Source organism: Paenibacillus sp. FSL H7-0716, from assembly GCF_038002705.1.
GTDB lineage: Bacteria > Bacillota > Bacilli > Paenibacillales > Paenibacillaceae > Paenibacillus_AQ > Paenibacillus_AQ odorifer.
Window position 1 is genome coordinate 49,664 of sequence record NZ_JBBODA010000007.1, and the last position, 16,064, is coordinate 65,727.

Below are 16,064 nucleotides of genomic sequence, written 5' to 3' on the forward strand. Positions count from 1 at the left end.
CTTCCAGACCAAAAACCCCTTAACCAATACAAGGGGCACTCTCTACTAAAAAAGCAGCATGAATTCGCCTTAGCTTAGCGACGCAAAAACATTCCCTGAGAACGTGGCATAACCGATTCAAAACCATATTGTGCATAGAGCTTCGAGGCTTCTCCATCTGCAATCAGACTTACATAAGCCTTGTCAGGTACAGTATTAAGGAACTCTCTAATTTCCCGCATGATCAGCTTTCCCAAACCTTGTCCTTGATGTGAAGGCTTGACCGCGATATCCGTGACCTGAAAAAAGCATCCCCCATCGCCAATCACCCGCCCCATCCCGATTAGGTTATTCTCCTCATACAAAGTTACCGCAAAAATAGAACGAGGCAAACCGATCGCTGCACCTTCCACACTCATTTCACTCAGCCCAGCTTCTTTTCTCAGCGCCAAATACTGTTCCATTGAAGGCTGTTCATGGCTTATATCAAGCTTTCTTGTTGTTTCCACCCGCATTCCTCCGTTCAGCATTGCTGTTCCCACTATATACGACTGCATGGTTCACAGGCAAGGCTCACTGCTAGGGATGTTTTTGAAACTGAGGGATAAGCATTATATTCTTGAATTCCTTTACTGACTGTGTGGAATAGTATCTGTAACAATATTTATAAAAGGGTGGGTGAAGCATTATGTCTCCTGTAGCCAAGCTGTTCAAATGGGGAACATGCCTTTATGAAGCTTTTCTGGCTCTACCGTTGATTGGCGGACTCTTTATCATTGCTAATGGTTGGGTCCCTTTGGCCATTGCCTTTTTGCTTCATGCTGTAGCCGTTGTTGTGCTGCAAAGAGAACATAAACCGTTCATGGGTAACGTTCTGGGCATTATCACCTCGATTTTAGCTTTTGTTCCGATCGTTGGTTGGATTATGCACGCCATTACTGCGTTCATCCTGTTGATGGAGGGCGTATCCGCCTCACGCCAAGCCCCTCGTTATTAACAAACGTACCTGCAACATCAAAATAAGTAGCTGCCCCACGGGCCGAATCATTTGTAAACGTCGTAAAAAGACAGATCATCCTCTGCGACCTATGGACCCGGATGACATATTGCTGTGTTTTTACTCATGAGCGGTTTGCTTCAACACTCATCATTCCCGGCGACCTGCGGACCCAGATGACGTTATTTGCACCTTTTCAGCTTTTGGAGCGTGGTTTCGGACTCCAGGGACGTTATTGCTTAGAATCAGGCCCATATGTGGTGTTTTTTATGCCACTAGCGGCTATGCGGTCCGTTAGCGTGGCAAATGTGGCATAATACTGCGTTTAGCGTCAACTGAGTCCGATGGGGTGCGTCATATGGTGCGTCATACGTGCCAAATATCCCAGCATACGAAGAAAAGGAGTTGCCCCAGCAGCCATTTCGTGGCTCATGTGACAACTCCATAATCTTTTATCCAAAAAGATGATATATACCTTTATGATTGCCCAGAGATTGAATCAACGTCCCGCCGATTGAGAATCGGCCCGCCGGCTGCCGCTTTCACCAATATAACGTCCATTTGCGTTGCCACTGCTATTCTCAAACCGTTTGCGCTCCGTACGCTCCATCTGAACAATCTGACCTTCATGCACCACAATATGCAATGAGCCAAATTCCATATCATCCAGAAGTCCTGCAATCCGCGTAAGCCATAAATCGTCCACTTTCAGCGGTTTAGCCATTCTCTAGCCTCCCTTTCTCACCAAAGGATTATATCCGCCTAAATTTCTTTTTTTCTCAATTCCGTTATTACCAACCAGTATACTATGAATTAACTTAGCATGGAACTAAAAGTCATGTCAATGGGCATTTTTTCGCGACAACCAGCTTTTAATAATCATCGTTACCAAAGCCAATAACAGGAGCAACGAAGCTACTGCAAAAGATGCTGAAAATTGATATTCATTGTACAAAATCTCAACATGCAGCGGCAGCGTATTCGTCTCCCCACGTATGTGCCCGGACACCACAGAAACCGCACCAAACTCACCCATGGCCCGCGCATTACACAAAATAATACCGTATAGTAATCCCCATTTAATATTAGGCAGCGTGACTCTGAAAAAGATTTGCCACCCATGTGCTCCGAGTGTAATTGCCGCTTCTTCCTCCTGTGTACCCTGATCCTCCATCAGCGGGATTAATTCACGCGCTACAAAAGGAAACGTCACAAACAACGTGGCTAGAACGATACCCGGAAGCGCAAATACAATCTTGATATCATGAGCGCTCAGCCAAGGGCCAAACCATCCGTTTGCTCCGAAGACGAGCACAAAAATTAGCCCGCCGATGACAGGCGAAACTGCAAAAGGGAGATCAATCAAGGTGATCAGAAACCCTTTGCCGCGGAAACGGAACTTGGTTACAGCCCATGCCGCTGTTACACCAAAAAAGGTATTTAGAGGCACAGTTATCGCCGCAACAAGCAGCGTCAATCGCAGCGCTGAGCGGGCATCCGGATCAGTCAGGGCAGCAATATATACGTCCCAGCCCTTCTTCAGCGCCTCGGTTAGCACAACAACTAATGGCAGAGCAATCAGCCAAAAAAGGACTAGCCCAGCCGCTCCGATCAACACCCATTTTACAATTGGGGTTTCCGTTGTCGCGGACGAGGACGCATTCTTTTGTAGCCGGGGGGTATGGAGAGGGACGGTACCGGCCAAAATTATTCCTCCTTTAAAGGGTTTTACGAAGACAAAATAGCTTGTAATATTCAGTATCAACGGCAGATATCGAGTGTCTCCGATTAAGTTTGAACATGTTCAGACGTCTGCTGTCACGGCGATTACCCTCAACGTGAAGTCTTACGAACCCAGCGCTGAAGCGTGTTAATAACAAGTAACATTAAGAAAGAGATGAGGAGCAATAGCAGGGCTACGGCGGTAGCTCCGGCATAATCATATTGCTCCAGTTTAGACATAATAAGCAGCGGAGCAATCTCCGTCCTCATCGGCATGTTACCGGAGATGAACACAACGGAGCCGAATTCACCGATGCCCCGAGCAAAAGCTAGAGCAAAACCTGTTAGCAGTGGCGGGAACAGCTCAGGCAGAACTACTGAGCGAAAGGTTCTCCAGCGGCCTGCGCCAAGGGTTGCCGAAGCCTCCTCCATATCTCTGTCCAAATCCTCCAGCACCGGCTGCACCGTCCGGACAACGAACGGTATGCCGATGAACATCAAAGCCAGGGTAATCCCGAGCGGAGTGAATGCCACCTTTAATCCCAGCGGCTCAAGCCAAGACCCAATCCAGCCATTTCCTGCATAGAGCGCCGTCAAAGAGACACCGGCTACCGCTGTCGGCAAGGCAAACGGGAGATCGATCAGCGCATCAAATATTCTTTTGCCCGGAAATTCATAACGTACCAGTACCCACGCCAGCAAAAGACCTAGAATTGCATCTACAAAAGCAGCCGCAGCAGCTGTCGACAGGCTCACACGATACGAAGCTAATACCCGCGGGTCCGTAGCTACATCCCAGAATTTCGCCCAGCTCAGACCTGTAGAATTGAACAACAGCGCCGAAAGTGGCAGTAGAACCACTAGACTCAGGTATAATACACTGTAGCCCATCGTCAGCCCGAAGCCGGGCAGTATTTTGCGCCGCGTTGCTGCTGGTGCAGCCGTAGTGGTGACATTCATCCCCTATTCATCCTTTCTCGCCTTCGGCCTTTTAGCCGATCAGCCCCTACCGGGACAAATCTCAATGATCATATCCTGCATTTCATTTATCTGTTATTTGGCACCCGGCACATAAATCTTGTCAAAAATCCCGCCATCATTAAAATGCTTCTCTTGCGTTTCTTTCCAGGTTCCGAATTTGTCAGCCAATGTGAACAGCTTGATTTCCGGGAACTTATCTTTGTATTCTTCCTTCACACTATCTAATGTAGGACGGTAGTAATTCTCAGCCGCGATTTTTTGCCCCTCTTCACTATAGAGATACTTCAGATACGCCTCGGATACCTCACGCGTGTCTCTTTTATCCACAACCTTATCTACTATAGCTACTGGCGGTTCAGCCAGAATGCTCTCCGAAGGATTCACGATATCAAATTTGTCCGGTCCCAGCTCTTCCACGGATAAATAGGCTTCATTCTCCCATGCGATCAGCACATCACCAATTCCACGCTCCACAAACGTTGTCGTAGATCCACGCGCGCCGGTATCCAGCACTGGCACATGCTTGAACAGTTCTTTTACAAATTCCTCAGCCTTAGCCTCATCGTTATTGTTCTGGTCTAGTGCATAACCCCAAGCCGCCAAATAGTTCCAGCGTGCTCCACCTGATGTTTTCGGGTTTGGTGTAATAACCTCTACGCCCTCTTTGAGCAGATCTGGCCAATCCTTGATTCCTTTCGGATTCCCTTTGCGTACAAGGAACACGATAGTCGAGGTGTAAGGTGAACTGTTATGATCGAATTTACTTTGCCAGCCCTCGTTGATTAGTCCCTTTTCCTGCAAGGCATCAATATCATAACCAAGTGCTAATGTCACAACATCCGCTTCCAGGCCATCAAGCACAGCACGGCTTTGTTTCCCCGATCCACCGTGGGATTGTTTAATGGTGACCTTCTGTCCTGTTTCTTTCTCCCAATAGGCAGCAAAAGCTTTATTATAATTCTCGTACAATTCGCGAGTAGGGTCATAAGATACGTTCAGTAGTTCTACTGGATCTTTAGATGGAGTTTTGGTGGCTTCAGCCGCATTTGTGGCATCCGCTGAGTTGGTTGTTGCTGGTGCGTCTGTTGCCGGACTAGCACTATTGCCGTTATTGTTATTGCTGCCGCAAGCAGCAGTAAGCCCTGCCGTAAGCAACAAGCTAAACCCTACAAGAAGCCCTTTATTCATCTTTTTCTTCATCTTTTCCACTCCCCCATGTTTTTTCGTACCAGACAAACCCTTGGGTAACACAAAAAGAACGGAGGAAAGCCTACGTATGGCAGGTCAAACCGGTCCTAAGACCGTGTCTGCGAGCCTAATGCAGGCGTTCCTCCGTTCGTACGGTAAGAACTTTCTTCAATTATTCCTATCTACTTAGTTGGTTTATATGGATATAATACTGAAACCCTTTAACTGTGTCAAACCTTTTTTTCCAGCCTATGTCAAAGAAAACTCCCACACACCACACCATACAAGCTATGGGGTCGGTTCCTGTAAGATCCACTTGTTATTGATGCTATAAAGTAATATTATTGCTACAGCTTATGGGTTAAGAGAAATTACCGCTTTATGTCAGGGGAGAGAGTCATGGGTATGGATTTAGAGTACGTCCCTGCGCCGTCGAAACCACGGCTCCACAGGCGTATGGCTCAAGGAATTAGACGAAGAATTAGGGGAACCTACCGTTACGATACAGCAGTTTGGAGAACAGCTATAGCCGGTCTTTGGATAGTATGCTTTTTAGCCTTTAGTACTGCCGTGTTAGGCATTCCTACTGGATTAGGTAAACCTACCGATATCGCTCTTGCTGCAGGTGCAGGCACTGTCCTGCTGGCGATTTCCGGCAATATTTTGGCTGTTCTGCTAGCGTTGACCGGACTGCGTATCCCAAGATTATTCGCAGGCTGTGTATTGAGTGATTTTGGAGCCATTCTACTAATCTTATATTATGCGGATTTTGAGATTGAGGCTGCGGTTGTCATTGCGGTCGTGCTTGCACTGCTAGGAGCATTAGGCGGATTAGCCATCGGCCTGCTCCGCAGCAAAAGAATAACACTAGGACTTCTGCTAACAGTGGCAGTGACTTTTTCCCCACTTGCGCTGGCAAGCGGAGTGCAAGAACTGCCTATTTCAGAGTCGGTCGATCTCAACGATACGGAAGTTGTTCCACTGACAGCCTCCGATCCGGGAAAACCAGGTAATCTAGCTTATCAGACCTTCACCTATGCCAGTGGTACCGATCTACATCGTGCCGAATACGGTAAGGATACAAGTTTGATATCCTCTACGGCCGATGCTTCTGCTTATATTAAAGATTGGTCAAAGCTGCGTACTTTATTCTGGGGTTTCGATTATAAGGCACTTCCCCTGAATGGTCGCGTATGGATGCCAGAAGGCGAAGGTCCATATCCAGTAGTGCTGATGGTGCACGGCAATCATATGATGGAAGATTACTCTGATGGCGGTTACGCTTATCTCGGCGAACTATTGGCAAGCCGGGGATTTATCGCGATCTCGCTCGATGAGAACTTCCTGAATTATTCCGCTTGGTCCGGCATTCCGGACAATGATTTTAAAGTACGTACTTGGATCCTACTGAAACATTTAGAGCAGCTAGCAGATTTTTCAGATGATCCGGGCAGTCCTTTTTATCAGAAAATAGATTTCACAAAAACCGCCCTGCTCGGCCATAGCCGCGGAGGACAAGCCGTAGCTATGGCTGCGGATGCCGATCGTTGGTTCAAGGATGACCCGGTGATGGCAGCAGTTAATCGCTTTAATATAACTTCTGTAGTCGCACTTGCTCCGACGGACAAAACGATAGATGACCAGCAAGCCCGTCTCAAAGACATCAATTATTTGACCCTGCAGGGAGCCCGCGATGGAGATGTACATGATTTCTATGGTGATCGGCAGTATATACGCACTTCCTATTCCCAAGGATCATCTGCTTTCAAAAGCTCGCTGTATATTGCGGATGCCAATCACAGTCAATTCAACAGCGATTGGGGCGGATATGATCAGACCTTGCCAGCTGGACTCTTTTTAAATCGGGCACAAATCATGGATGCAGACAAACAACGGCAAATCGCTAAGGTCTATGTATCAGCTTTCTTAGAGACTACCTTGCACGAAAAAGAGGAATACCAAAGCTTGTTCCGGGATTATCGCAGCGGGCTGAAGTGGTTACCAGATACCGCCTACTACAATCGATTCCAAAGCGGGGGATATCGTCCTGTAGCCACATTCGACGATGACCGTAACAAAAACACTGTAGAACTGGGAACAGCAGAAGCTTCGGGTGTTTCTTGGTCAGAAGAGTTAGCTAAAGACCGGGAGTCGAAAAGCAAAGCTACCTATGGTGTTGTCCTTGAACGCACAGCCAGCAAAAACGAAGAAGCTTATTACAACATTAAGCTTAACGACAGTGTCCGTACTGAAACTGCTCTTTTAGGGGCAGATGGCCTTACGTTCTCTATGGCAAATCTGAATGGTGATATGAATGAAGAAATGGATGCTCCACAACCTCCAAAGGTCGAGGTGGAGTTAACTGACCATAACGATACCTCAGCACGCTTGACGCTGGATGAGGTATTGGACATACTGCCACTTCCACAAACTCAGTTCACGTTATTCCCATGGCTTGAAGAGCGGATAAACGATGGCAAATACGGTGACCTTTCCGAAGCTGTATTCCAAACCTACGAGATGCCGTTCGAACAATTTCAGGAGGAAGAACCAGATCTGGATCCTGACAACCTGACGGAAATCACCTTCTATCTTGAAGAAGAGGGCGACCGGATCATGCTGGATGACATCGGTTTTTACGATTTAGGTATCAGAAATACATTTTAACAATCACTTGCTATTATCCTTAGGTCTTCATTTGCAGAATAGGGCTATTCCCAACCTCCACTCACGAAAAAATGAATGGATTACGGGAATAGCCCTTATTTTTACGACATACAATAACCTAGTCTCCGCCTACAACGCTTGCACACAAACAGGTGACTTCATTTCCAATTCATTTCCTGTAGGGATTAATCTGCCACTCTCACTATCGATGGAAAACGAGGTAATATTATCACTATTCTGATTAGCAGCAAGCAGCTTATCCCCAATAATTGCAAAGTTACGCGGAGTACGCCCGCCAGTAACCTGCCAATCTACCGCTTCAAGCAGACCCGTTAATTCATCGATATGGAACAGGGCGATACTGTCTTGTCCACGATTGGAGACATACAGGAATCTGCCACAAGGGGAGACATGAATATCGGAAGCTGTATCGTCACTACCGGCAGTATAATTATCAGGAAGCGTGCTAAGATGCTGTAAAATATTTAGATTTGCATCCTGTTCATCATTAGCAAATGCTGTTACTGTACAGTTCAGTTCATTCGCCAGGTAGATCCATTGTCCTGAGGGATGCACCGCCAAATGACGTGGACCTGAACCGGGTGGCAGATTAAGCTCACGATGTTTTACCAGTTTGCCCTCTTCAGAGCGATAGATCACAATTTGATCCAGTCCCAAATCGCACACCAGCACATGTCTACCGCTTGCGTCCGGGATGACAGAGTGCGGATGCGGAGCCTCCTGACGGTCTTCACGAATGCCTGAACCCACATGTTTTACTTGATCGGACATCTCTTGAAGCGAACCATCTTCATTTACAGGAAAAACATTAACATTGCCTCCCGAGTAATTGGAGACGAATATGTAATCTTCCTTAGGACTAATGGAGACATAACAAGGAGCGCCACCTTCCGTAGGACGACTTCCAAGTGATTGCAACGCTTTAGTTGCGGGATCAATTGCATATGCGTAAACCTCACCTTGGTCCTTCTCACTAACTGCATACAACACGCTGCCTGCACTATTCACAGCTAAAAACGATGGGTTCTCAATTCCCTCGGTCCCCTCAAGAATTCTCATTTCCCCCGATAAAAGACTAAGCGCACATAACTGAATCGCCTTCTCATTCTCAGAGTTATACGTTCCTACATAAAACAATGCCTCATTAGCCCGTTCCATAATAGTGGCTCCTTTATCTTTATGTATTGTATTACTTCTTACTTACCCTTTACTAATAGGGGTTTACTCATAATTTTATAATATTTTTTCACTATAGCATGTTTATAGTTGTAATACATTATCGAAACTGCATTTAGAGCCTACTCCCTAACTATTCCGGAAGAAGTAAGTTTTTCCATGTGGTTTAAAGACCGTCACAAAGGTTAATAGTAGACATCGCAAACAACAAAACGAAGGAGTTGAAGTAACATGAGTTTTCTATGGATGTTAATCGTTGGTGGGGTTATTGGTTGGTTGGCTGGTCTGATTATGGGCAGAGATATTCCTGGTGGTGTTATCGGTAATATCATCGCTGGTATTATCGGTTCATGGCTCGGTGGCGTGCTTCTGGGAAGCTGGGGACCTAAAGTAAGTGATTTCTACTTCTTCCCTTCTTTGATCGGTGCCGTTGTGCTGATCTTTATCGTGAGCCTTATTCTCCGCTCGACAAGTGGACGCAGCCGTTCGTAAGTCTGGGCTGAGATCATAATATTCACATCAATAAATCCTCGTCAGAGTATGCTCTGGCGGGGATTTTTGTATGTATCGTTCCTTTAAGAAAAAATCCCTCTGCTGGAATTGTTGCGGTTATGGAGCCAATACACTTCAATGTTTTGCCATCGTTTTTCTGCTATAATGAAGATACAAGTGACTGAAATCATAGAGAGGTCGTGTATCATGGGTAACATAAACCCGTCGCTTCTACATATTGGCTCCACATTAGGGGCTTTGTTCATGGCGCTGATGGTTATTTTCATTCGTCTAAAAGCAAGCGCACGTCCGGTTACCATTCGAAAAATATGGATTCCACCTCTCGGTATGTCGACGGGTTTTGCCATGTTTGTGGCACCTGCGGTCAGATTCCCATTATGGTGGGCGGCAGTCGCCTTTTTGATTGGCTGGTTCATCTTCGCGTATCCTCTTATACGCAGCACCCACTTTGAACAACGTGATGGACAAATTTACGCTCAACGCTCCAAGAGCTTTGCGTTTATCCTGCTCGGACTTCTTCTAGTCCGCACATTACTCCATGAATTTATTAACCGTTATGTGTCTATCCCACAGTCCGGTGGTTTGTTCTTTATTTTAGCCTTCGGCATGATTGTTCATTGGAGATTTTTTATGTTCAAGCGTTATAAGGCTATGACCTCCTCGGGGAGTCTGCTGCCGCAGCCATGATTATCAATAATAATCCTAAGAAGCCATCTCAGGGTTCTTACCCGATATCCTTGAGATGACTTCTTACCTCTTGTAACTCAAGCTTATGTTCTATCCTCTGATTTTTCTACTTTTCACCCTTTTCTGACATCAATTAGCCATCCTCTTATTACATCCTCTTTAAGTACTTTACATACACTATAGGGATAGATCTCCTGAAATATCTAACTCACGATGTCACCTATTCAGCATTAAACAGAAAAAATATAATCTTTGTAAGTCCGATGTCAGGTAACTTGCGAAGGGATACGTTAAACTATAAGCATACCTAACGATAAGCTTCCAAAAGACCTTAATGCTGAAATAAATATCATTTGGAAGCCTCTACTGCGTATAACTTTTAGAGAGTGAGGACAAGGCAATTGAAAAGTAAATCGAGAAAAGTAGCCATCGTCGGGGCCGGAATGGTGGGTTCAAGCTGTGCTTACTCCATGGTAAATCAGGCCATTTGCGACGAAATTATGATGATCGACCGCACCTATGATCGGGCTATGGCACAAGCACTTGATCTCTCGCACTGTATGGATTTCACAAGCACACGCACAAAGGTGTATGCCGGAACCTATAGCGATTGTGCAAAAATGGATGTAGTTATCTTAACCGCGGGTGCTAATCCAACAGCCGGGCAGACCCGACTTGACGTACTGGAAGCCTCTGCGGTTATTACTCGAGAAATTATCACCAACATCATGGCTGGGGGATTTGATGGAATATTCGTAGTCGCCGCTAATCCGGTCGATATTGTCACTTATATGGTCTGGAAAATATCAGGTCTGCCTCGCCACAGAATTATTGGTACCGGGACCTCCATTGACTCGTCGCGCCTAAAAACCCTGCTCTCCGATGTGTTCTCCATTGACCCGCGTAGTGTTAATGGCTACGCCTTAGGTGAACATGGCGAATCTCAATTTGTAGCTTGGTCCCATGTAACAATTGGCGGCAAGCCTATTCTGCAAATTTTAGATCAGCATCGCGAGCGGTTTCCGCATTTGGATCTGGAGGATATCTCCCGCAAGACAAAAGATGCCGGCTGGGAAATTTTCACCCGCAAAGGCTCCACACATTTTGGGATTGGCAGCGCACTTGCCTACATTACCCGTTCGATCCTGAATGATGAGCACAAAATTATCGCCGTATCCGCCATTCTGGATGGAGAGTACGGACATAGTGGTGTATGCACGGGCGTGCCCGCCATCATAGGCAACACTGGGATTCAAGAGCTGCTGGAGCTTAATTTAAATACAGAGGAATCCCAGAAATTGAACCACTCCTGCAACATTGTACGTGCAGGCATCGAGAGCCTACAGCTGGAAGACAGCATTTAATTCATAAAAAAAACCGCTACTTTGGGAATTGGTGAGATCACCCGCCAGCTCCCAGAGAGCGATTTTTTTTGTATTATAAGGAGATGAATCTCGGTTATCTCCTACTTTTTAAACTTTTCGATTTCTTCTTTCAGCACAGACATCACTTCATTAAGGGATTCCGCTGAGGACACGACATCCTTCATAATCTCTGTCTGCTCCGCTGAAGCTAAGGAGACCGCCTGAGCATTCTCAGCAGATTCTTTAGCTATTCCGAGCATGTCGGATATAGAAGCCGTTATTTCTTCCGTGCCGGCTGACATCTCTTCATTAATTGCTGACACATCCTGTATTTGCGACGATACTTCACGGATCGAAGAACGGATATGATCAAAGGAAACACCGACGTTTTGCATTTTTCCCATTCCATCGCCAATTTCCTCAATACTCTTCTTCATGGAATCCGCTGCACTTGTTGTTGAAGACTGAATGCCGCCGATTAGCTCCACTATACTAATGATGGAACTGTTCGTCCGCTCTGCTAACTTTTTCACCTCATTCGCAACTACACCGAAGCCACGGCCATGTTCTCCAGCTCTGGCAGCCTCAATAGAAGCATTCAAAGATAATAAGCTTGTCTGATTGGATATCTCAGAAATTACATCCACAATTTGTCCGATTTGTTCCGATTGCTCACTTAATTTGCCAATCATCTCGGCTGTCTGATTAGCTGTGGAACTGATAACAGCCATCTGTTGCAGTGTAGATTGGATTTCCAAATAGCCACTCTCTACTTCTGAGTTGACCGTCTCAGCCTGATCTGATACCGCTGCAGAGGACTCAGCAATACGTTGCAAACCTACAGCCATCTCTTCCGTTGCTCTTGCGGATTGCTCGGAGCCTCTAAATTGCTCTTCCATTCCTTGAGCTACTTCTTGGATAACTGTGGCAACCTCTGCTGAAGTATAGGACGAACGTTGAGCCGATTTCAGCATTCCTTCTGAGGAATAAGCAACCTCCACTACCGTTGTATCAATCTTGTTGACAATACCGGAGAGTGTCTCAATCATATCATTGATATTTTGACTCATCTCGCCGATTTCATCTCCGGACTGCACTTTAACCCTCTCATTCAGATGACCCTCTGCCACCTTTTTCATAGTCGAGGAAATAGCTTTAATGGGTCTAACGATAAGACGAGTAAGGTACAGTGAAACAAAAATTATGACAAGTATAACTGCCAGTAAGATGAACATTGCTGTTCTTTGTGCAGAGGTCACTTTGGCAAATACCTCTTTCTCCGGCACTGTTACAAGAAGCTTCAGATCGGTATCTGGAATTGTCTTAAAGTATGTAATGACTTTCTTACCATCTTCGCCCTTATAAGTTTCGGACCCCTCTTTGTTGCTCAAAATCTTGTCAACGACCTTCTGAAGAGCCGGCTCTTTAGCGTAATCGGTAATTTTTTTGCCCATACGACTGACGTCTGGATAAGTATAATACATGCCATCATTTGAGATTACGTATCCAAATCCGGTATCCGCCATAGTAATTTCATTACTCATTTGGGCAAGAACTTCAGGAGTAATCGAGAAGACAATACCTCCCATAAATTGCTTATCCTTATCCATGACAGGAACTACGATCGGAATGATATATTTATCCAGCTGCTCCAGATAGGACATTTCCCCCAACACAGGCGCATGTGTTTCTTTCGCTTTCAAGAAATAGCTCGCATCTGCTACACTTGCGGTCATGTTCATCATATTAGTTAACTGGCCGTCTTTACTGATGACACTGTAACCTTCTGTCTCACTGTCACTTTCCTCCAGCACTTCTATCACAGGAAAGATACTTGCCGGATTTGTAAAATCGAACTCAGGGTGCTGGGACACCAGATCCTTTACGGACGAGGTTTTGTTGGATAGCCACTCATCCATCCGGAATGTATTCGTATTAATGGTGTCCTGCGCCATTTGCTCACTGTCTGTGCGTGTGACATTGCCGAAATAATCAAGTAAAAATATGGTCGCTACCATGAGCGGCACGATTGCAATAGCTAATATAACAGATGACCACTTAAGTTGAATTGACGTTGCTTTTCTCTTCGTTACATTTTTTCTCATTTTTTTCATCTTGTTTCCTTTCATTTCATTTTCATTCACGATGAAATAGCCTCCTCACTCCATTTGTTATAATATCTCCTGATGTGGATATATCTTCTATATCGGCAAAAATAGACAAATTCTTTGCTGGAGAATAAAAAAAATAAGCCCTAAGACCCCTAAAACTGGAATCCTAAAGCTTACTTTTGTTGAAATCATTTATTTAAACACCAAAGATTCTTAACCCTCGTCTTGCACTTTTAAAGCTCGGATACTGTTCAGTACGGCAAGTACGGTCACCCCTACATCTGAGAATACAGCCTCCCACATCGTGGCAATCCCAAATGCACCGAGCAGAAGGAATATAGCTTTTACACCTAAAGCAAAAATAATATTTTGCCATACGATGGCTCGAGTACGCTTGGCAATTCCGATAGCTACAGCAATTTTGGAAGGCTCATCGGTCATAATTACAATATCTGCTGCTTCAATGGCAGCGTCGGAACCAAGTCCTCCCATAGCGATGCCGACATCGGCTCTAGCCAGTACAGGAGTGTCATTAATTCCGTCTCCGACAAAAATAATCTTCTCGCGTGGAGACTTATCACGATCCAGCTTCTCGATGGCCTCTACCTTATGCTGTGGTAAAAGCTCTGCGTGTACCTCATCTACCCCTAACTGCTTCCCTACATCTTCAGCTACGGCGGAAGCATCACCTGTCAGCATCACCGTCTTGCGTATACCCAGCTTTTTGAGGCGCTGAATGGCCTGCAGTGAGTCCTCCTTCACTTCATCCGCGATCACCAGATAACCTTCATATTGATGATCTACCGCAATGTGAACAACGGTACCGCTCTGCTCTGGGACCTCATAAGCAATTCCCTCACGCTCCATCAGACGTGCGTTACCTGCAAATACGGTCTTGCCTTCGATAGTTACTTCGATACCATGACCAGAGATTTCATTGTAATTGGAGATAGCTTCCTTAGAAATCTGTTCACCATAAGCCGTCCGAATCGACTCAGCGATCGGGTGATTGGAATGGCTCTCCGCATAAGCGGCTGTCCGCAGTAATTCATCCTTAGATTTGCCACCCGACGGATAAATCCCCGTCACCTTAAACTGTCCCTTGGTCAACGTTCCCGTTTTATCAAAGACAACTACCTTCACATCATTTAGGGCTTCCAGGTAGTTACTTCCCTTAATCAGAATACCGCTGCGTGAAGCTGCACCAATCCCTCCGAAGAATCCCAGTGGAATCGAGACCACAAGCGCACAAGGACAAGAGATTACGAGGAATACAAGTGCACGGTAAATCCAATCCGAAAAAGTCGCACCACTGATCAGCAGTGGAGGAACGACGGCCAGCAGAACTGCTGTGATCACTACTACAGGCGTGTAGGCACGTGCAAATTTAGTAATAAAGTTCTCGGTTTTAGCTTTGTTGCTTGATGCATTCTGCACTAGCTCCAGTATTTTGGATACGGCCGATTCTCCAAAGGTCTGAGTAACTTGCACAGTAATTACGCCGTTCCGGTTAATAAAACCACTTAACACCGCACTTCCTGGACCAGCTGATCGTGGTACCGACTCTCCAGTAAGTGCAGATGTGTCCATCATGGCGTTACCTTCAAGTATAGTTCCGTCAAGGGGTACCTTCTCACCGGGTTTAACAACAATCAAATCTCCGATGGCTACTTCCTCAGGTGAGACCTTCTTCAGATCATTTCCAAGCTTGAGATAGGCAAACTCGGGGCGAATATCCATAAGTGCCGTAATAGATCGGCGCGAACGATTCACAGCCAGTCCTTGGAACAGTTCTCCAATCTGGTAAAACAGCATTACTGCCACGCCCTCTGGATACTCACCAATCGCAAATGCACCGATAGTTGCCAGAGCCATCAGGAAATTCTCATCAAACACTTGGCCACGGATGATGTTCTTAACCGCCTGCCAGACAACTTCACCACCCACGATAAGATAGGCTGCCAAAAAGATCAGCAATTCAACTACTCCATCCACGGGCAGGAATATCCCAGCTAGAGCAAGAATTCCACCAGCGCCTAACCGCAGCAATATTTTGCGTGTATCGCCTTCCCCATGCTCATGAGTATGACCATGACCTTCAGCATCCTCATGATCATGATGATGTCCAGCAGCTTGATGGCCGTGCTCGTGATCATGCGTATGTTCATGAGCATCCCTATTACGCGCCTTGTGATTCCCCCCAACCTTTTCTTTCACATTTACGTGGGGCTCTAGTGCCTTCACCGTTTTCTTCGCTTCTACAATCGCTGACTCCTCATACCCTGCGGCAGTTTCCAATGTCATTGTTTTTGTTACAAAATTAACGGAACAAGATGATACACCTTCAATCTTCTTCACCTTATCTTCAATTTTCATCGCGCAATTGGCGCAATCCAAGCCTTCTAATTCCCACTGACGTTTTAATTTTCCTTGCATTGTATCCATACGGCACATCTCCTCAAATAAAAACCATATATGAGCACTTGTTCATATGTTATCTTAGCCCTATTATATTCCCTTTATATTTCAAGGTCAATACGCGATATACACCATTTTTCTACATTATCTTAAAAATTAAATCAATTGACCTTTACGTGAAAATATGTAAAATCATATATGACCCGAAGTAAGTTTCTTACATACGAATGACCCCATTAT

14 protein-coding genes are annotated in these 16,064 nt (G+C 45.6%); 6 read left to right on the forward strand and 8 right to left on the reverse strand.

All coding sequences use genetic code 11. The features are described from left to right. Positions 1 to 74: 74 nt before the first annotated feature. A complete protein-coding gene (locus MHH60_RS11485) occupies positions 75 to 488 on the reverse strand; it encodes a GNAT family N-acetyltransferase (RefSeq protein WP_370511168.1) in 414 nt (137 codons plus the stop codon). 179 nt (positions 489 to 667) lie between these two features. Between MHH60_RS11485 and MHH60_RS11490 the strand changes: the two genes are divergently transcribed. Further along, a complete protein-coding gene (locus tag MHH60_RS11490) occupies positions 668 to 976 on the forward strand; it encodes a hypothetical protein (protein WP_076134873.1) in 309 nt (102 codons plus the stop codon). 101 nt (positions 977 to 1,077) lie between these two features. Further along, a complete protein-coding gene (locus tag MHH60_RS11495) occupies positions 1,078 to 1,293 on the forward strand; it encodes a hypothetical protein (RefSeq protein ID WP_143766685.1) in 216 nt (71 codons plus the stop codon). Positions 1,294 to 1,475: 182 nt separating this feature from the next. Here the strand turns inward: MHH60_RS11495 and MHH60_RS11500 are convergent, their stop codons facing one another. From MHH60_RS11500 to MHH60_RS11515, 4 genes are all read right to left on the reverse strand, one after another. After that, complete coding sequence (locus MHH60_RS11500) at positions 1,476 to 1,700, reverse strand: YezD family protein (protein WP_076101319.1); 225 nt, start codon at positions 1,698 to 1,700, stop codon at positions 1,476 to 1,478. A gap of 117 nt (positions 1,701 to 1,817) precedes the next feature. Then, the gene (gene cysW / locus MHH60_RS11505) at positions 1,818 to 2,681 is read right to left on the reverse strand and encodes a sulfate ABC transporter permease subunit CysW (RefSeq protein ID WP_076101318.1); all 864 of its coding nucleotides are present in this window, start codon (positions 2,679 to 2,681) and stop codon (positions 1,818 to 1,820) included. 128 nt (positions 2,682 to 2,809) lie between these two features. Then, entirely contained in the window at positions 2,810 to 3,658 is an 849-nt protein-coding gene (cysT, locus tag MHH60_RS11510) for a sulfate ABC transporter permease subunit CysT (RefSeq protein ID WP_076124574.1), read from the reverse strand. 93 nt (positions 3,659 to 3,751) lie between these two features. Then, a complete protein-coding gene (locus MHH60_RS11515; protein WP_076134872.1) occupies positions 3,752 to 4,879 on the reverse strand; it encodes a sulfate ABC transporter substrate-binding protein in 1,128 nt (375 codons plus the stop codon). 387 nt (positions 4,880 to 5,266) lie between these two features. On the opposite strand from MHH60_RS11515, the gene MHH60_RS11520 reads away from it, so the two are divergent. Next, the gene (locus MHH60_RS11520; protein ID WP_076134871.1) at positions 5,267 to 7,534 is read left to right on the forward strand and encodes an alpha/beta hydrolase family protein; all 2,268 of its coding nucleotides are present in this window, start codon (positions 5,267 to 5,269) and stop codon (positions 7,532 to 7,534) included. Positions 7,535 to 7,663: 129 nt separating this feature from the next. Here the strand turns inward: MHH60_RS11520 and MHH60_RS11525 are convergent, their stop codons facing one another. Continuing rightward, the gene (locus MHH60_RS11525; RefSeq protein WP_076134870.1) at positions 7,664 to 8,713 is read right to left on the reverse strand and encodes a lactonase family protein; all 1,050 of its coding nucleotides are present in this window, start codon (positions 8,711 to 8,713) and stop codon (positions 7,664 to 7,666) included. A gap of 249 nt (positions 8,714 to 8,962) precedes the next feature. Here MHH60_RS11525 and MHH60_RS11530 point away from each other — a divergent pair, with 249 nt between their 5' ends. The 3 genes from MHH60_RS11530 to MHH60_RS11540 all read left to right on the forward strand — a co-directional run bounded on the left by MHH60_RS11530 (position 8,963) and on the right by MHH60_RS11540 (position 11,295). Continuing rightward, positions 8,963 to 9,223: a GlsB/YeaQ/YmgE family stress response membrane protein gene (locus tag MHH60_RS11530; RefSeq protein ID WP_036682650.1), complete on the forward strand. Its 261-nt coding sequence runs from the start codon at positions 8,963 to 8,965 to the stop codon at positions 9,221 to 9,223. Positions 9,224 to 9,430: 207 nt separating this feature from the next. Further along, positions 9,431 to 9,931 carry a CcdC family protein gene (locus tag MHH60_RS11535; protein WP_036682651.1) on the forward strand — a complete coding sequence of 167 codons (501 nt, stop codon included), beginning with the start codon at positions 9,431 to 9,433 and terminating at the stop codon, positions 9,929 to 9,931. Positions 9,932 to 10,332: 401 nt separating this feature from the next. Further along, on the forward strand, positions 10,333 to 11,295 hold the full coding sequence (locus MHH60_RS11540; RefSeq protein WP_076134869.1) for an L-lactate dehydrogenase: 963 nt from the start codon (positions 10,333 to 10,335) through the stop codon (positions 11,293 to 11,295). 101 nt (positions 11,296 to 11,396) lie between these two features. Here the strand turns inward: MHH60_RS11540 and MHH60_RS11545 are convergent, their stop codons facing one another. Together MHH60_RS11545 and MHH60_RS11550 are read right to left on the reverse strand one after the other, a co-directional pair. Further along, positions 11,397 to 13,439: a methyl-accepting chemotaxis protein gene (locus MHH60_RS11545; protein ID WP_232061122.1), complete on the reverse strand. Its 2,043-nt coding sequence runs from the start codon at positions 13,437 to 13,439 to the stop codon at positions 11,397 to 11,399. A gap of 180 nt (positions 13,440 to 13,619) precedes the next feature. Next, positions 13,620 to 15,851, reverse strand: a complete 2,232-nt coding sequence (locus tag MHH60_RS11550; RefSeq protein ID WP_076134868.1) for a heavy metal translocating P-type ATPase — start codon at positions 15,849 to 15,851, stop codon at positions 13,620 to 13,622. Between the last annotated feature and the right edge of the window lie 213 nt (positions 15,852 to 16,064).